General features: G+C 68.5%; 15 protein-coding genes. 4 read left to right on the top strand and 11 right to left on the bottom strand.

What is annotated here, in order from left to right; all coding sequences use genetic code 11:
* The gene (locus EV650_RS28995) at positions 1–834 is read right to left on the bottom strand and encodes a helix-turn-helix domain-containing protein (RefSeq protein ID WP_134122133.1); all 834 of its coding nucleotides are present in this window, start codon (positions 832–834) and stop codon (positions 1–3) included.
* Positions 835–883: 49 nt separating this feature from the next.
* Here EV650_RS28995 and EV650_RS28990 point away from each other — a divergent pair, with 49 nt between their 5' ends.
* Entirely contained in the window at positions 884–1708 is an 825-nt protein-coding gene (locus EV650_RS28990) for an acyltransferase domain-containing protein (RefSeq protein ID WP_134122132.1), read from the top strand.
* On the opposite strand, the gene EV650_RS28985 is transcribed toward EV650_RS28990, so the two are convergent.
* The 4 genes from EV650_RS28985 to EV650_RS28970 form a co-directional block, all read right to left on the bottom strand.
* On the bottom strand, positions 1703–2857 hold the full coding sequence (locus tag EV650_RS28985) for a polysaccharide deacetylase family protein (protein WP_134122131.1): 1155 nt from the start codon (positions 2855–2857) through the stop codon (positions 1703–1705). The two genes, EV650_RS28990 and EV650_RS28985, sit on opposite strands and share 6 nt — an antisense overlap.
* 99 nt (positions 2858–2956) lie before the next feature.
* Positions 2957–3586, bottom strand: coding sequence for a DedA family protein (locus tag EV650_RS28980; RefSeq protein WP_238174510.1), 630 nt, complete (start codon positions 3584–3586; stop codon positions 2957–2959).
* Between the two features lie 97 nt (positions 3587–3683).
* Positions 3684–4865, bottom strand: a complete 1182-nt coding sequence (locus tag EV650_RS28975; RefSeq protein WP_134122130.1) for a cytochrome P450 family protein — start codon at positions 4863–4865, stop codon at positions 3684–3686.
* A 16-nt stretch (positions 4866–4881) separates the two neighbouring features.
* Positions 4882–7575 carry a helix-turn-helix transcriptional regulator gene (locus EV650_RS28970; RefSeq protein ID WP_134122129.1) on the bottom strand — a complete coding sequence of 898 codons (2694 nt, stop codon included), beginning with the start codon at positions 7573–7575 and terminating at the stop codon, positions 4882–4884.
* A gap of 88 nt (positions 7576–7663) precedes the next feature.
* Between EV650_RS28970 and EV650_RS28965 the strand changes: the two genes are divergently transcribed.
* From EV650_RS28965 to EV650_RS28955, 3 genes are read left to right on the top strand one after another with little or no spacing between them, the layout of a single operon-like run.
* Entirely contained in the window at positions 7664–8728 is a 1065-nt protein-coding gene (locus EV650_RS28965; protein WP_134122128.1) for a class I SAM-dependent methyltransferase, read from the top strand.
* Between the two features lie 33 nt (positions 8729–8761).
* Positions 8762–9079 carry an ArsR/SmtB family transcription factor gene (locus tag EV650_RS28960; protein ID WP_134122127.1) on the top strand — a complete coding sequence of 106 codons (318 nt, stop codon included), beginning with the start codon at positions 8762–8764 and terminating at the stop codon, positions 9077–9079.
* Entirely contained in the window at positions 9069–9509 is a 441-nt protein-coding gene (locus tag EV650_RS28955; protein ID WP_134122126.1) for an SRPBCC family protein, read from the top strand. Before EV650_RS28960 ends, EV650_RS28955 begins: the two co-directional genes overlap by 11 nt.
* Here EV650_RS28955 and EV650_RS28950 read toward each other — a convergent pair.
* From EV650_RS28950 to EV650_RS28925, 6 genes are read right to left on the bottom strand one after another with little or no spacing between them, the layout of a single operon-like run.
* Positions 9469–10260, bottom strand: a complete 792-nt coding sequence (locus tag EV650_RS28950) for an ABC transporter permease (protein WP_134122125.1) — start codon at positions 10258–10260, stop codon at positions 9469–9471. The genes EV650_RS28955 and EV650_RS28950 overlap by 41 nt on opposite strands.
* A complete protein-coding gene (locus EV650_RS28945) occupies positions 10244–11059 on the bottom strand; it encodes a 2-aminoethylphosphonate ABC transporter permease subunit (RefSeq protein WP_134122124.1) in 816 nt (271 codons plus the stop codon). Before EV650_RS28945 ends, EV650_RS28950 begins: the two co-directional genes overlap by 17 nt.
* Positions 11059–12108 carry an ABC transporter ATP-binding protein gene (locus EV650_RS28940; protein ID WP_134122123.1) on the bottom strand — a complete coding sequence of 350 codons (1050 nt, stop codon included), beginning with the start codon at positions 12106–12108 and terminating at the stop codon, positions 11059–11061. The genes EV650_RS28945 and EV650_RS28940 overlap by 1 nt, the downstream gene beginning before the upstream one ends.
* Complete coding sequence (locus EV650_RS28935; RefSeq protein WP_134122122.1) at positions 12105–13121, bottom strand: 2-aminoethylphosphonate ABC transporter substrate-binding protein; 1017 nt, start codon at positions 13119–13121, stop codon at positions 12105–12107. Before EV650_RS28935 ends, EV650_RS28940 begins: the two co-directional genes overlap by 4 nt.
* A complete protein-coding gene (locus EV650_RS28930; RefSeq protein ID WP_134122121.1) occupies positions 13118–13795 on the bottom strand; it encodes a phosphonatase-like hydrolase in 678 nt (225 codons plus the stop codon). The genes EV650_RS28935 and EV650_RS28930 overlap by 4 nt, the downstream gene beginning before the upstream one ends.
* Complete coding sequence (locus EV650_RS28925; protein ID WP_134122120.1) at positions 13792–14877, bottom strand: TIGR03364 family FAD-dependent oxidoreductase; 1086 nt, start codon at positions 14875–14877, stop codon at positions 13792–13794. Before EV650_RS28925 ends, EV650_RS28930 begins: the two co-directional genes overlap by 4 nt.
* Between the last annotated feature and the right edge of the window lie 364 nt (positions 14878–15241).

Genomic DNA, 15241 nt, shown 5'->3' with positions numbered 1-15241 from the left:
TCACCCGTGGACCGCGGCTCCGTCTTGGACGGATCTTCCATGCATCAGGGCGGCAATCCCGTTCTGTACGGCGAGAAACGAGGTCGCGCTGACTCCGGTGTACCGCTTGAAATCGCGGGCTGCGTGCGCCTGGTCGTAGTACCCGTGCAACGCGGACAACGTGGCGGCCGCGTCCGCGGGACCACCGAGCAGCCCGCCGACGAAGTGGTAGTAGCGAATCAACTCGGCGTACTGCTTCGGCCCGATCCCCACCCTCTGCCGGAACACCCGATACAGCGTGCTGTACGACGTACCGCACCGCTGCACGATCTCCGCGACGGTCGCCCGGCCCCGCACCTCGTCGATCGCCCGCACGGCCTCGACCACGACCTGCTGTGCCTCGGTACCAGCCGACCGCGCGGCGAGAAACCCGACCAATCGCTCAGCGCGAGTAGCCCCGAACGGCATTGCCCGCAACTCCGCGACCAACCCGGCGACGGCCTCCGCGCCGACCCAGTCCGGCAGCTCGCGCACCTCGTCGACCAGCGCGGGCAACCCGAACGCCGCGAGTCCCCAAGGCGTGAACTCGACGCCCGCGTAACTCGACGTACCGACCTGGCCGAGCACGTGTGGCCGAGTCATCACACCGAACACCGACGCCGCGTTCGGCCACTCGGTCCCGGTGACCGGATCGTGCCGGGTCCCGGGGTCGGCGAGCGCGATCGCGAGGCCCGGCCGCCCGTTCGGGATCAGGATCTCCTGCCGCAGCTCCCGCACCGGAGCGGACTCGACCAGCCACACATGCTCGATCAAGTCCCGCAACTCGTCAGGCGCTGGGAAGCGTTGGTAGCCCACACCTCAGATCGTAAGTCTCTGTCTCGTTTACATCGGTTACCGTTGACCAGTGACGACTGCCGAGGAGTACCGCCTGCTGGGTTTCGCCGATGCCGACCGCGAGGCGGCCGAGGCGTTCACCGCGGATCAGGCGGTGGTGAAGGATCTGGCCGACCAGATCAGGGCCGCGATCGGGAAGCTCGGTAGCGAGCCGGAGCTGCGGATGCCGGAGGACCCGCGGAACTCGGTGCAGGCGTTCCTCGACACGGTGCCGGACGTCCGCCGGTACCACGCCGAGCGGGGCATCCCGGACGAGATCAGCTGGGCCTCGCTCGCGGATCTGGGCCAGCAGCTCAAGGTGAGTCGTCGTACCCACGGCGAGTACAGCCTCGAGACGCACTGGTGGCTGACGATCGCCTGGACCGGTCAGCTCTACGCGCTCGGCCGGCTGCAGTACCTGCTGCACCAGGTCTCGACGGACAACCCGGTCCCCGGCACCGAGCCCGGTGAGTGGATCATCGGCGTACACATCCCGGAGACCGGACCGCTCACCCCCGAGCTGGTCGACGACAGCCTCCAGCAGGCCCGCGAGTTCTTCCCGCGCTACTTCCCGGAGTTCCCGGTGAAGACGGCGAACCTCTGGTCCTGGCTGATCGACCCGTACCTGCTGGACAACCTCCCGCAGGACTCGAACATGGTCCGCTTCGGCCGCCGCTTCACGCCGTACGGGACGCCGACCGACAGCCAGGACGGCGCGATCTTCTTCACCTTCCGCACCCACGGCACCGACCACCTCGACGAGCTCCCGCAGGACACCCGCCTGCAGCGGCTCGTGGTCAGCCGGATCAAGAACGGCGGCACCTGGCAGAGCGGGTACGGCTACCTGAAGCTATGACGGCCGGTTCTGACCGCTCGGTACGCCGTACTTCGCGAGCCAGCTCGCCAGCTCCATGTTGGACACGCACCGTACGTCGGGCTGCGTACAGGTCTGTTTGACGAAGTCGGTCAGGGCGTCGGAGTACACGCTGTTGTTCCAGCGGTTGAAATGGTTGCCGAGGAACAGCGGTGGGTTGCCGCTCGCCCGCGACTTCGCCAGCGCCTGCTGATAGGTCGCGAGCACCTGTGCTTTCAGCGCGGGAGCCTGGGCGACCGGCGCGGTGTGGGCCTGGGTCTGGGAGAACCACAGGTTGTAGTCCATCGTCAGCGTCTTCTTGCTGGTGCCGGCGAGGGTCACCGACTCCAGCGGGAAGTTCCACAGCCCGTCCTGCTTCTTCGGCCAGGTGATGTAGCCCGGCGCGGAGGCGTCGTACAGCATGCCGCGCTGGACCATGGCCTGGCGGTACGCGGGTCGGTTGCCCTCCAGACACGGCGTGCGCATGCCCTTGACGGTCGCGGGGTCGAACGGCGGCTGCACCGCCTTGCCGGCGGCCAGCGATGGCCCGGTCCGCACCATCCGGTCGAACGCGGTCAGCTCGGCGGTCCACTGCGCGGTGGTCCATCGGCCGATGCCGTTGGCGCCGCAGAAGTGCCCGTTCGCGTGCGTGCCGATCTCGTGGCCCTCGGCGATCGCCTCCCGCAGTACCTTCGTCCGACCGAGCACGTTGGCCGGGTCACCCCAACCGATCTCGGAGGCGCCGGGCTTGCGGTACGGCGGTTTGTAGTCGGACCGGTGGTCGCCGGGGTACAGGTACGGACCGGAGAGGAAGAACGTCATTCGCGCGTTGACCTGCTTCGCGACGGCACGCCAGCGGGCCCAGAGCGCGAGGTCGCCGGCGCCGTCGAAGGAGACGACGACGAAGAGCGGCGGTTTCCCGTTCGGAAGCCGGCCCGGGAAGGCCCGCAGTACCGGAGCCGCAGCCGGAAGCTTCGACGTCGGAGTGACTGTCGGGGTCGCAGACGGTGTGCTGCTCGGCGTCGGGCTCGGCTTTGGCGTCGCGCTCGGCTTCGGCTTGTGGGAGGGCGAGGTGCTCGGAGACGGTGCTCCTTCGAGCGGTACGTCCGCGCATCCGGCCAGGACCGCCGCGACCACAAGCGCGGCGCCCACGAGGTTTGCCCCAGGCCTCACCACGCCCCTACTGACGCACGTCGGCCGGTGAAGGTTGGCTCGGGACACGCACCTGGGCGGAAACCCAGGGGTTGATCGTTAGGCGCTCGTGATCTTCGCAGCGCGACGCTTGACCGCGATCCGCCGAGTCGTCTCGACGATCAGCCCGATCGTCGCCGCCAGACTCAGGCTGAACGCCAACGCCTTCAACTGGTCGTGCGCGAACGCGTCGCCACCGATGTAGCCGAGCAGAGCGACGTACGTGTACGCGATCGTCACCCCGGCAAACGTGAACACGATGAACTTCTTGAACGAGTACCGCGTCGCGCCCGCCGTCAGCGTGGCGACCATCCGCGCGCCGGGGATGTAGCGGACCGTCATCAGGATCAGCCCGCCGCGCGAATGCAGCGCGGCCGAGACCTTGTCGTAGAGCTGCTGGCGGCGCTCCTGGCGCTTCATCCAGCGACGCAGCGCCGGACCGGAGCCGCGACCCATGAAGTAGCAGCTGGACTCGCCGATGACCGAGCCGAGCATCGCGACCGTGATGACGAGCAGCAGGTTCTGGTGGCCGGCGGCCGCGGCCATCCCGGCCGTGATGACCATGCCTTCACTCGGCACCACCGGGAACACCGCGTCGACCGCGGCGGCGATGAAGAGGATCAGCAGCAGCCAGTGCGAGACCATCGCAAAGTTGAGCAGGTGCCGCGCGACCTCCATCAACTCCGTCACCCGGCACAGCATGCCATCCCGCGCCAACATCGCCGCAATCCCACCGCTGTGATTCACCCCCATTCATCTGCCGTTCAGCCGTTTCAGCGGGCTGTGGTCAGAGCTGTACGGACAGTTCGCGAATCGCGTTCATCAACAGGCCGGGCGTGCGGACCGGGTCCTGGTCCGGATCGGCGAGGCGGAGGTCCGGGAAGCGTTCGAACAGCATGCCGAGCGCGATCCGGCCCTCGAGCCGGGCCAGCGGCGCGCCGAGACAGTGGTGGATCCCGTGCCCGAAGGCGAGATGTCCGGTGTCCGCCCGGGTGATGTCCAGGTCGTCCGGCCGCTCGACCTTCCGCGGGTCACGGTTCGCCGGCAGCAGCGCGAACACGAGCACCTCGCCGGCCTCGATCCGATTCCCGGCGACCTCGATCGGCGCCTGAGCCACGTACGGGATGGCGGCCTGCAGCGGACCGTCGTACCTGAGCAGCTCCTCGACGGCCGCGGGCAACCGGTCCGGCTCGGCCTTCAGGAGCTCGAGTTGGTCGGGGTGCCGCAGCAGCGCGTGTACGCCGTTCGTGATCAAGCTGACCGTGGTCTCGTGGCCGGCCGCGAGCAGCAGGAAGATCATCGAGGTCAGCTCGTCCTCGCTCAGCCGATCGCCGCCGTCGCGGGCCGCGATCAGGCCGGACAGCAGGTCGTCGGTCGGCGCTTCCTGCTTCTGCACGATCAGCTCGTGGACGAAGCCGAGCATCAGCGTGGTCGCCTCGACGTACTCCTCGGCGGTGTGCATGCTCGCGTTCACGAACACCGAGGACCAGTGCCGGAAGTCCTCCCGGCGGACGGGCGGGATGCCGATCAGCTCGCAGATCACAGTGATCGGCAGCGGGTAGCTGTACGAGTCCACCAGATCGACGCGGTCGCCCGCGGCCGCCATCTCGTCCAGCAGACCGGAGGCGATCTCGCGGATCCGCGGCTCGAGCGCCTCGATCCGGCGGCGGGTGAACGCGGCCGTGACCAGCTTCCGCAGGCGGGTGTGGTCCGGCGGGTTCGCGCCCAGCATGTGCTGCTCGGTCCGGTAGATCAGGTCGTCCAGGACCGTGTCCCGGTGCGGACCGTCCATCGGCGAGCGGACGACGTCCGGATGAGCGAGCAGCTCGCGCGTCTCGGCGTACCCCGTCACGAGGCAGACCGGTACGCCGGTGAACAGCATCAGGCGCCGCATCGGCCCGTCGGCGGCCAGGTCCGCGAACCCTTGGTGGCGGGCAATTCCACTGGTCTCGACAAACGGTTGCGTCACGTCGGCCAGCGTACGTTCAGGCAGTGCCAGGGTTGAGATGCTCGGCCAACTCGGCGCGGGTGTGGATGCCGAGCTTCGCGTACACCTTGCGCAGGTGGTACTCGATGGTCTTCGGGCTCAGGAACAGCCGCGCCGCCGCCTCCCGGATGCTGTGCCCACCCACGAGCAGTACGGCGATCTGCCGCTCCTGTGGGGTCAACTCGTCCGCAGTGCTCGGCACTCGACGCCGTGCGGTCTCACCGGTCGCCTTGAGCTCGGCCGCAGCCTGGTCCGCCCAGCCAAGCGCACCCAGCGCGTCAAAACCCTCCACTGCGAGCCGCAGCTGCGTCCGCGCGTCCACCCGCCGTCGTACCCGCCGCAGCCACGCACCGTAGGCCAACCGGGTCCGCGCAAGCTCAAAGGCGTCCAGAGTCTCTTCGTGCAAGCCCAGCGCCAGAAGGAAGTCCGCCTCGCTGTCACCGGCCACACCACGAGCACGTGCGGCGCGCGCCAGCGACCACGGCTGACCCTTCGCCTCAGCCAGCGCAGAGTGCTCGCCCGCCACCCGTTGCGCATCGTCGGACCGCCCCAGCCGCAGATACACCTCGACCAGCTCCGGCGCCGGCGACAGGTCCGGATCCTTGAGACCGTTCTCGGCCAGTACGGCGACCAGCCGCTCGTAGTGCGGCAGCGCCGCAGCCGGATCGCCACGACCCAGCTCCAGGTCCCCCAGCGCGAACAACGACCACACCGTGCCCAGGTGGATCTCCCGCTCGGCAGAGATCCGCAGGCACTCCGCAGCGAGCTCCTGACACTCGGCCTTGCCCTGGTGCGACCACAGCCACGCCAATCCGGCCAGATTCATCGCCAGCTCGGCCGTCTGACCAGTCTCGCGGGACAGCTGGATCCCTTCCTCGTACGACGCTCCCGCATCGGCCCAGCGATCAGTCGTCGCGTCGTCGCGAGCCAGTACGAACAGCAACCCGGGCAGCGTCCCGAGGGCGACCTGCTCGCGACGTTCGAGCATCGCCTGATGGCGGAGCGTACGGCCGGAGCCCGTCTCCCGGAGGAACAAGGCCGCCAGCATCATCCAGACCTGACGGCGACGATCGCGATCCAGTTCGTCGGACGGGGCCAGCTCGATCGCCTCGCGAATCTGATCCATTCCGCCACGTCCGGCCAGGATCTTCGCGACGCCGCTGGCCAGCAACCCGATGATGCGCGGACCCGGGCGGTCGACGGCAGGCAGCAGCCGATCGAGATCGTGGGCCACCTCCAGACCGCTCACGACATCACACGACCGGAAGCAGGCCGCGACTGCGTCGGCGAGCAGCCCGGTGGCGACAGCCGGGTCGTCGCATTCCGCGGCGGCCGCAATCAGGAGGTCGCGAGCCCGGAGCGGCGAACCACACTTGACCTCGATGTCCCCGCGAATCTCCTGCGCGCGGATCCGCACCGGCAACGGCGGCTGCAGGATCAACGCATCAGCCAGCAACGTCTCCGCTCGCTCCGCCAGCCCCGCCGACCAAGCAGCCTCACCGGCGGCGACCAACCTGAGTGCGCGATCCGGCAGTCCCTGGCTCAACCGACCAGCCCGCTCGTACGCCGTCGCCGCGACCGCATGTGCTCCCCGAGCGGCCGCGTGCTCGGCCGCAACGACCAGTCCGGCCGCCACCTCGTCGTCAGCTCCGAGAACGGCCTCGGACAGATGCCAGGCGCGCCGGTCGTCGTCCGGCGTAGTGCGAGCCACCGCGTGGTGCGCCGTACGCCGTTCTGCCGGATCGGCGCTCGTGTAGATCGCCGAGCGAACCAAGGGATGCCGCCAGACCACCTCACCGTCGCGGATGACGATCAGCCCGACCGCTTCGGCCTCCGCCAGCGCGGCAACGTCGACGCCAAGCTCCTCGCACACCCGAGACACTGCACCGAGCTCGCCGTCGTCGAGTGCCGCCACGAGCAGCGCAGCGCGCGCGTCCGAACTCAGCCGGTTTGCCCTTGCAGCAAAGGCTTCTGTGAGCATCGCAGGGACCGGGACCGGTACACCCGGAGGCATCCGGTGCACGCGGTCCGGATCGTCCGCCAGCTCCAGCAGGGCCAACGGATTGCCGGCCACGGCTCGGTGCAGCTCCTCGGCCAGGTGGTGGCCGACCATCTGCCGCGCGTCCTCCAGCGGAATCCCGTCCAGCTGGAGCCGCGGTAGATCAGCTTCGAGTGGATGCGGCTCGTGGACGCGGGCAGCGATCAGCATGACGATCGGGTCGGCCACCAACCGACGAGCCGCGAACAGCAGGGCTTCGGCGGACGGACGATCCAGCAGATGTGCGTCGTCGACGATCAACGCCAGCGGTGCATCTTCGGCGTACCGGCAGATCAGGCTGAGCGTTGCCGCACCGACGGCGAAGCGATCGGCGGGACTCCCGGGGTCCGGTCCCGGGTCGAGTGCCAGTGCGGACGCGAGCGCCGAGCGCTGCGGACCAGGGATGCGGTCGAGGCTCGCGAGAGCTGGCCGCAGCAGTTGAAGGAGCGCCGCGAACGGGAGCTCGCGCTCGGCCTCGGTACCGCGAGCTCGCAGGATCCGTAGGCCATCGGCCATTCTCGCGGCCTCGTCGAGCAGGGTGGTCTTGCCGATTCCGGGCTCGCCTGTCACGAGCAGCACACCCGCGGCACCGACCCGCGCCCCCGCGAACAGCTGCTCGATCTCCCGGCACTCGGCCGCCCGCCCGATGAGCATGTTCCGCAGTGTGCACCAGGTGCCCCACCTGATGCGATGGCCCGCTGCCGCTGCCTAGGTTCGCCGTACAACTCAAGGGGGAAAGCAAATGACTGTTGCAATCGACGGCGACAAGCTGATGGGGTTCGTCTTCAAGGCTGTGGACGAGGTGGGGGCGACGCTGAATGCGGCCCTGGTCGTGATGGGTGACCGGCTCGGCTTTTATCAGGCACTCTCCGACCACGGCCCGGCCACACCTGGTGAGCTGGCCGAGTGGACCAGCACCGACGAGCACTACACCCGCGAGTGGCTGAACGCCCAGGCCGCCGGCGGGATCGTCGAGTACGACGCGGGTACGGGCCGCTACACGTTGCCACCGGAGCACGCCGTGGCCATGACCGATCCGAGCAGCCCGGCGTACCTGCCTGGCTTCTTCCAGATCGCGCTGGGCACGTTGCAGCACACCACGGAGACGATCGAGGCGGCCCGGAGTGGCGCCGGGGTCGGGTGGCACGAGCACACGTCCGACGTCCATGTCGGCTGCGAGCGGTTCTTCCGGCCGTCGTACAACGCGAACCTGCTGGCCAGTTGGCTGCCCGCGCTCGAGGGCGTGGTCGAGAAGCTGGAGCGCGGTGCGACGGTGGCCGACATCGGCTGCGGGCACGGTGCGTCCACGATCCTGATGGCCGAGGCGTTCCCGCAGTCGACCTTCATCGGGTCGGACTACCACCAGGCGTCCATCGAGACGGCTCGGTTGCGGGCTGCGGAGGCGGGCCTTGGTGAGCGGGTGAGCTTCGAGGTCGCGCCGGCCAACGGTTTCAGCGGATCCGGGTACGACCTGGTGACGACCTTCGACGCCCTGCACGACATGGGCGATCCGGTCGGCGCGGCCCGGCACGTGCGGGAGTCGCTGGCGCCGGACGGCACGTGGATGCTGGTCGAGCCGATGGCCGGGGATCATGTCGAGGACAACCTCAACCCGGTCGGTCGCGCGTACTACGGCTTCTCCACGCTGCTTTGTACGCCGGCGTCCCTGTCCCAGCCGGTCGGGCTGGCGCTCGGAACGCAGGCTGGTCCGGCGCGGATCCAGGACGTCACCAAGGCGGCCGGGTTCACCCGGTTCCGGACTGTCGCGCAGACGCCGTTCAACCTGGTCTTCGAGGTGCGCCCTTGACAGAACAGTTCACCACCTGGTGAAGTATCACGCGTGCTGACGACGACCTTCGGAGCGCTCGCGGACCCGACCCGGCTGGCCATCGTCGGCCGGCTGAGTCGGGGCCAGGCGACCATGGGCGAGCTCGCCGAGCCGCACCGGATCACCTTGCCGGCGATGACCAAGCACGTGGGGGTGCTGGTCGACGCCGGCATCGTGACGCGCCGGAAGGTCGGCCGGACCGTGGTGTGCACGATCCGGCCGGAGGCGTTCGGTGAGGTCGAGCAGTGGCTCGGCGACCTCGCGTCGTACTGGAACAGCACCGTTGACCGGTTGGAAGAACTCCTGCGAGGGGACCACGATGGACACTGAGATCCGGATCGAAAGGGTGCTGCCGGCAACGATCGGCAAGGTGTACGACGCCTGGACCCGGGCCGACCTGCTGGTCCAGTGGTACTGCCCGAATCCCCAGCTGGAGCTCAAGGTGCAAGCCGATGTCCGGGCCGGCGGCGACTACGTCGTCGAGATGGGACCGCATGTTGTCCGCGGCACCTACCTCGAGGTCGAGCCGCCCCACCGGCTGGTGTTCAGCTGGAAGTGGGACGGCACCGACGACGAGCCGACGCGGGTCGAGGTCGAGCTGTCAGAGGTTGCCGACGGCACCCGGATGGTGCTCAGCCACACCGGGTTCGCTTCGGCCGAAGACGCCGCGAACCACCAGGTGGCCTGGGATCCCGAGCTCGGACGGCTCGCCTCACTGCTCAGCGCTCGGCAGCCCGACCCCGCAACCGATCGAGGATGAGGACGAGTACGACGGTGGTCGCGAGCAGCACCACTGCCTCGGCCGCGGCGACGAACGCCTGACCGCGGTCGGTCAGCGCGAAGATGCTGACCGGCAGGGTTCGCCACGACGCCGGGTAGACCATGATCGTGGCGCCGACCTCGCCCATCGAGAGCGCGACCGACAACCCGGCGGCTGACGCGATTGCAGGCAGCAGCATGGGCAGCCGGACCTGCCACAGGACCCGGGCCGGCGAGGCGCCGAGTGACGCAGCAACATCGGCGTAGGACGGGTCGATTCGTTGCAGCGCCGCGGCAACCGTTCCGTAGCTGAAGGCAACCATCAGGACCAGGTGCGCGATCACCACGATCCACTTGGTCCCGTTGAGCAGGATCGGCTGTCGCGAGAACGCGACCAGCAGACCGAGCCCAACGACGACCGACGGCACCGCGATGGGCAAGTGGTGCAACGCGTCCGCGACCCTCGCCAACCGCGTTCCAGCCGCCGCCATTGCACCCCAGGTCCCGAAGACGACGGCCAGCAGTCCACCCATGAAGGCGGTCTGAAGACTCACCGACAACGAGGCCAGCTCGTCGCCGGACAACGCCTGCCGCAGGTGATCGGCGGTCGGATCCGAGGGCAGCATCCCGTTCCAGGAACCGGCGAACGCGGCCGCGATCACCACCAGGAACGGCGCCAGGACCAGCACGCAGAAGACCACGGCGAAGGCGACCCAGACGATCGCCTTCCCGGACTTAGTCCAGACGAGCACGGCGACCTCCGAGTGCCATTCGCAGTACGGCGTACAGGCCGAGGGACAGCGCGATCTGGACGACGGCGATCACGCAGGCACCCGGGTAGTCGAACATCACGATGCCCTTGGTGTGCACGAGCATCGGCAACGTGGTCGTGCCCTTCGCGCCGAGGAACAGGACGATGCCGAACTCGTTCAGCGTCAACAGCAACGTCAAACTGCCACCCGCGACCAGCGCCGGCCGCACCTCGGGCAGGACGATCTGCCGAAGCACTCGCCACGGCCCCGCACCCAGACTCGCCGCGACGTCGAGCTGTGCCCGCGGCAACCGACTCATTGCCGCCAGCAACGGGCGCATCACGAACGGCGTGTAGAACGTGACCTCGGCCAGGACGACTGCCCACGGCGAGGTCAGGAATCCACCGGCGCGCAGGATCCCGGTCGTGCCGTAGATAAAGGTGAACGACAGCGCGACCAGGAACGACGGCAAAGCGAGCATCGTGTCGACCAGTCCCGCGACCACCCGCGCACCGGGGAACGGCACGAAGCTGATCACGACCGCGAGGAACGTTCCGACCAGCAGGCAACCGATAGTCGAGCTGACCGCGATCTGCACGGTCCGCACCAACGCGTCCCGGAACTCGGCCGACTCGATCACACCACCCCAGGCCGGGACGGACTCCGCCGCCACGAGCACCAACGGGTAGACGACCAGGACGGCGATCAGCAGCAGGGGCGGCAACGCCCACAGCCACTTGCCGTCGCGCCGCCGTTCGTTGCTGACGACAACGGTAGCGCTGAGCGCTTCGACAGCCATCAACGCGTCTCCGCCGGAACCAGGCTGCACGCCTCTACAGGCAGCACCATCGAGATCGCGGCACCCAGCTCAGGCACCCGTCGATCCGCAGGTACGTCGATCCGCACCGAGACGTCCGTCAGCCCGTCGACCGTGCAGGTGAGCTGGTTGGACGCTCCTCGCCACTGGGACGCCACCAAGCGCCCCGGCAGTCCACCGTCGGCGAGCTGCACGGCGTGCGGCCGGATACACAGCAACTCTCGACCCGGGATGGCCTTCACGCCTGGAAGCAGGTGGCCGGCGACCTTCACGCCGTCGCCGGACGGCTCGACGGGCAGCAGGTTCGCACCGCCCAGGAACGACGCGGTGAAGGCCGATGGCGGAGCGGCGTACAACTCGGTGGCCGGTGCGATGTCGACCAGTCTGGCGTCCCGCATCACGGCGATCCGATCCGCGAGCGCGAGCGCCTCGGACTGGTCGTGCGTGACGTAGACGATCGCGATGTCCGGCACCTCACGGCGGAGCTTCTGCAGTTCGCCGAGCATGTCCGCGCGCAGTTGCGCGTCGAGCGCGGCGAGCGGCTCGTCGAGCAGCAGTACGGGCGGCTGGATCGCGAGTGCCCGCGCGATCGCGACCCGCTGCTGCTGACCGCCGGACAGTTCCCTCGGGAAGCGGCGCGCGTACGGCGTCATGCCGACCATCTCGAGCATCTCGGCGACCCGCCTGGTCACCTCGGCCTTCGATTTGTGCGCCGCCTTCAGGCCGAACGCGACGTTGTCCGCGACCCGCAGGTGCGGGAACAGCGCGTACTGCTGGACCACCACCCCGATCCCCCGCTTCGCCGGCGGGAGATCGGTGACGTCGTTACCGGCCAGCCGGATCCGGCCGCGCGTCGGCCGGACGAACCCGGCCACTGCCTTCAGCGCGGTCGACTTCCCGGAGCCGGACGGCCCGAGCAGCGCGACCGTTTCACCGGCCGCGACGCTCAGGTCGAACCCTTCCAGCGCGCACGTCCGGCCACTGTGTTTATTACCAAAGTGAACCGTGACGTCCTCAAGCTGGACCGTCATCCCACAGCCTTCATGTACGCCGCCACATCCGCGTCCAGACCGGTCAGCACCGCGGACCAGTCGGGCTGCCAGACCTCGACACCGTTGGTCACCTTCTCGACCGTCTGGAAGTTCGCGTCGGTCGGCTTCACGTCGTCCCGCGCCGGTACCCCGAACGCGTCCTTCGAGATCGTCTGCTGTGCGTCGGTGGAGAGCAGGTACTCCATCAACTGCTTCCCGCCGTCGGCGTTCGGCGCACCGGCACCGAGTCCCATCACGTACGGCAGCGCCAGCGTGGTCTGCTTACCGTCCGTGCCGGCCGGGAAGAAGATGCTGAACGCGGACTTGTCGTTAGCGATCGACGCGGCGTTCATCTGCACGTCGCCGTTCGCGACCAGCAGCTCACCCTTGCTGACCTTGGGCTGCAGCTTGCCGGTCGACGCGGACGGGCCGACGTTGTTGGCCTCGAGCTTCTTCAGGTAGTCGAGCGCGCCCTGCTTACCGAGCAGGTGCTGGAGCAGCAGCAGTACGGCGGTACCGTCACCGGCCTGACCCGGGGTCGAGTACTGCAGTTTGCCCTTGAACTTCGGGTCGAGCAGGTCGTCGTACGACTTCGGCGTACCCGCCTGCTGGTTGGCGATGAAGCACAGGTAGTTGTCGACGACGGTGACGTAGTCGTCGCCCTTGACGCCCTTCACATGATCGCTGCCGGGTACGTCGTACTTCTGCAGCAGACCGTCCGCGGACGCCTTCTGGATGAACGGCGGGAGCGTCACGACGACGTCAGCCTGCGGGTTCGACTTCTCCTTCTGCAGCCGCGACACCACCTCACCGGAGCCGGCCTCGACCGTCTGGACCTTGATCCCGGTCTTCTGGGTGAACGCGTCGAATCGGGTCTTGTACCAGTCGGCCAAGCCGTCCGCTGTGTAGACCGTGACAGTCTTCTCGTTGGTGGACGCCACTCCAGTGCCGCCACATGCGGCGGTTGCGGTGAGCAACAGAGTGGCGGCGAGCAGGGTCGTGAGTGCCTTCACTTGTCCAGCCTTCGATCGAGGAGCAGGCCGGGGAGGTCCCGGACCGACTCGAGTACGTGGGTCGCGCCCGCGGCATCGAGCTGTTGCTTGCCGTGGGCACCAGTCAGGACGCCGGCCACGATCGGAGCACCAGCCCGGATCCCGGTCGCCATGTCGTAGGCGGTGTCACCGGCCACGGCCACGTTCTGTACGCCGTCGGCGCGCAGCTCGAGCAGGGCCTTGAGGACCATGTCCGGGTACGGTCTGCCGCGGCCCGCCTGAGCCGGACAGAGAGTGAGGTCGGCCAGCTGCTGCCAGCCGAGGGCGGTCAGGATTCGGTGTTGAGTGATCTCGGAGAATCCAGTGGTCAGGCAGACCTTGATCCCGGCGTCCTTGATTTGCCGGATCGCGTCCTCGGCACCGTCGATCGGCTTCAGCCCGTCGATAAGGTTGCCGTAGGCATCCTCGAACGCCGTGTTCGCTTCCTGCGCTGCCTCCTCGCTCGGGAGGAGCGCGCGGAAGACGGTGATCTTCGATTCGCCCATCGTCGCGCGGACATGCTCGATCATCCGCTCGTACTCCGTTGTCCCCGGATCGATGCCTTGGGCACCGATCGCAGCGGTGAACGCGCGCTCGACGAGTCCGTCGTCGGCGACCGTCGTACCCGCCATGTCGAGCACTGCGAGCTGGATCATGCGTCGATCCCTTCAAAGCTTGCCTCGGCGATCGCCGGCGACATCGTCATGCCGCGCCCACCCGGCCCCGTGACCAGGTGCACGCCTTCGGCAACTTCCCGCCGTACGACGACCTCGTCGCTGGTCGCCTGTGAATACACCCCGGCCCATCTCTGAACGATTGCCGGCAGCTCGCGTCCAAGAATGCTCTCGACCGCGTCCCGCAAGTATTCATACGGCTCGCTCCGCACATCGAACGAGAACGGCTCCTCGTACTCGTGGGTGTCACCAATCGTCAGACCACCGTGGTTGCGCTGCACCATCAGCAGCTGCATCTTGTGCTCGTCGGCGATCGGAGCCTGCGGCGGCAGATCGTCCGCTTTGTACGCCGGGTAGTAGCGGAAGCTGTCCGCATCGGCCACGGCCGTGGTGAGGATCTCGTCGAGCGGCGCGGTCTGCATCATCTGCAGGCGGACGCGTCGTACCGGGAGGTCGTCGGTCAGCTCCCGGATCAGGCCGCTGTGCCACGCGCCGGTGCAGAGGAAGACGAGATCGCCCTCGTGGGTGTCGCCGTGGTCGTCGACGACCCGGCTGTCCTGGACGTTGCGCACTTCCCGTCCCCCGAGGAACTGGTAGCGGTTCGATTTGATCAGCTCGGCGCGGAGCGCCGGCAGTACCTCGCGCGGCTCGACGATCGCGTCCCGCGCACACCAGAGCGAACCTTGCAGCTCGCCCTTCAACGCCGGGTTGCGGGTCCGGGTCTGCTCAGCGTCGAGCACCTGAAACCCACGCGCCGCCGCATCCGGCCGGGTCGCCGCTTCCTTCGCGACCGCCAGCTCAGCCTCGGTCCGGCAGACGGTCAGCGAGCCGACCGTCCGGACACTGATGCCGGGCATCTCGGCCCACAGGTCCCGGGCCCGCTGCGCGAGAACCACCTCGGCACCGTCGGCGCGCCCGCTGACCCAGACCAGCCCGAAGTTCCGGACACTCGCACCCCGGCCCTCGAGCTCCCGCTCGACCTGGACCACCTCATGCCCCCGCCGTACCGCCTCCCAGGCATGAAACGTGCCCAGCACCCCTCCACCCACCACAACCACCCGCACGCCAACTCCTCTCGTCACGACCCAGATTGGTCCGGACCAATGAAGAAAGCATGCGCGAAGCCCAACCCCCAGGTAAACACCCACCAAACAATCCCCCGCACCCCAACCCGAACCACAAGCCGCTCCCCGCGGCGGTCGCGCCGCCGACAGCGAGCGTGATGGCCTGGCCCTCCGGGCCAAGACCCAGCGGTCGCCCGGAGGCCATCAGGTACACGCCCGGCGAATGATCAGGCGCACCGCCACGCCATCACAATGCGTGTCGTGGGGCGCCGCTCAGCGGTGGTCGCGGCCGCCGGCGCCGATTGTGATGGCCTGGCCGTCCGGGACCACACACGAGGGTCGCGCGGAGGACGTCGGGGGGCTA

The sequence above is a fragment of the Kribbella kalugense genome (assembly GCF_004365875.1).
Lineage (GTDB): Bacteria > Actinomycetota > Actinomycetes > Propionibacteriales > Kribbellaceae > Kribbella > Kribbella kalugense.
This window is presented reverse-complemented; position numbering and strand designations above follow the sequence as displayed.

Bases quoted from the DNA above. Each gene is read 5' to 3' on its own strand.
- EV650_RS28930 (WP_134122121.1), bottom strand. From the start codon at position 13,795: ATGATCCAGCTCGCAGTGCTCGACATGGCGGGTACGACGGTCGCCGAC.
- EV650_RS28970 (WP_134122129.1), bottom strand. From the start codon at position 7,575: ATGCTCATCGGGCGGGCGGCCGAGTGCCGGGAGATCGAGCAGCTGTTC.
- EV650_RS28940 (WP_134122123.1), bottom strand. From the start codon at position 12,108: ATGACGGTCCAGCTTGAGGACGTCACGGTTCACTTTGGTAATAAACAC.
- EV650_RS28955 (WP_134122126.1), top strand. From the start codon at position 9,069: ATGGACACTGAGATCCGGATCGAAAGGGTGCTGCCGGCAACGATCGGC.
- EV650_RS28945 (WP_134122124.1), bottom strand. From the start codon at position 11,059: ATGGCTGTCGAAGCGCTCAGCGCTACCGTTGTCGTCAGCAACGAACGG.
- EV650_RS28965 (WP_134122128.1), top strand. From the start codon at position 7,664: ATGACTGTTGCAATCGACGGCGACAAGCTGATGGGGTTCGTCTTCAAG.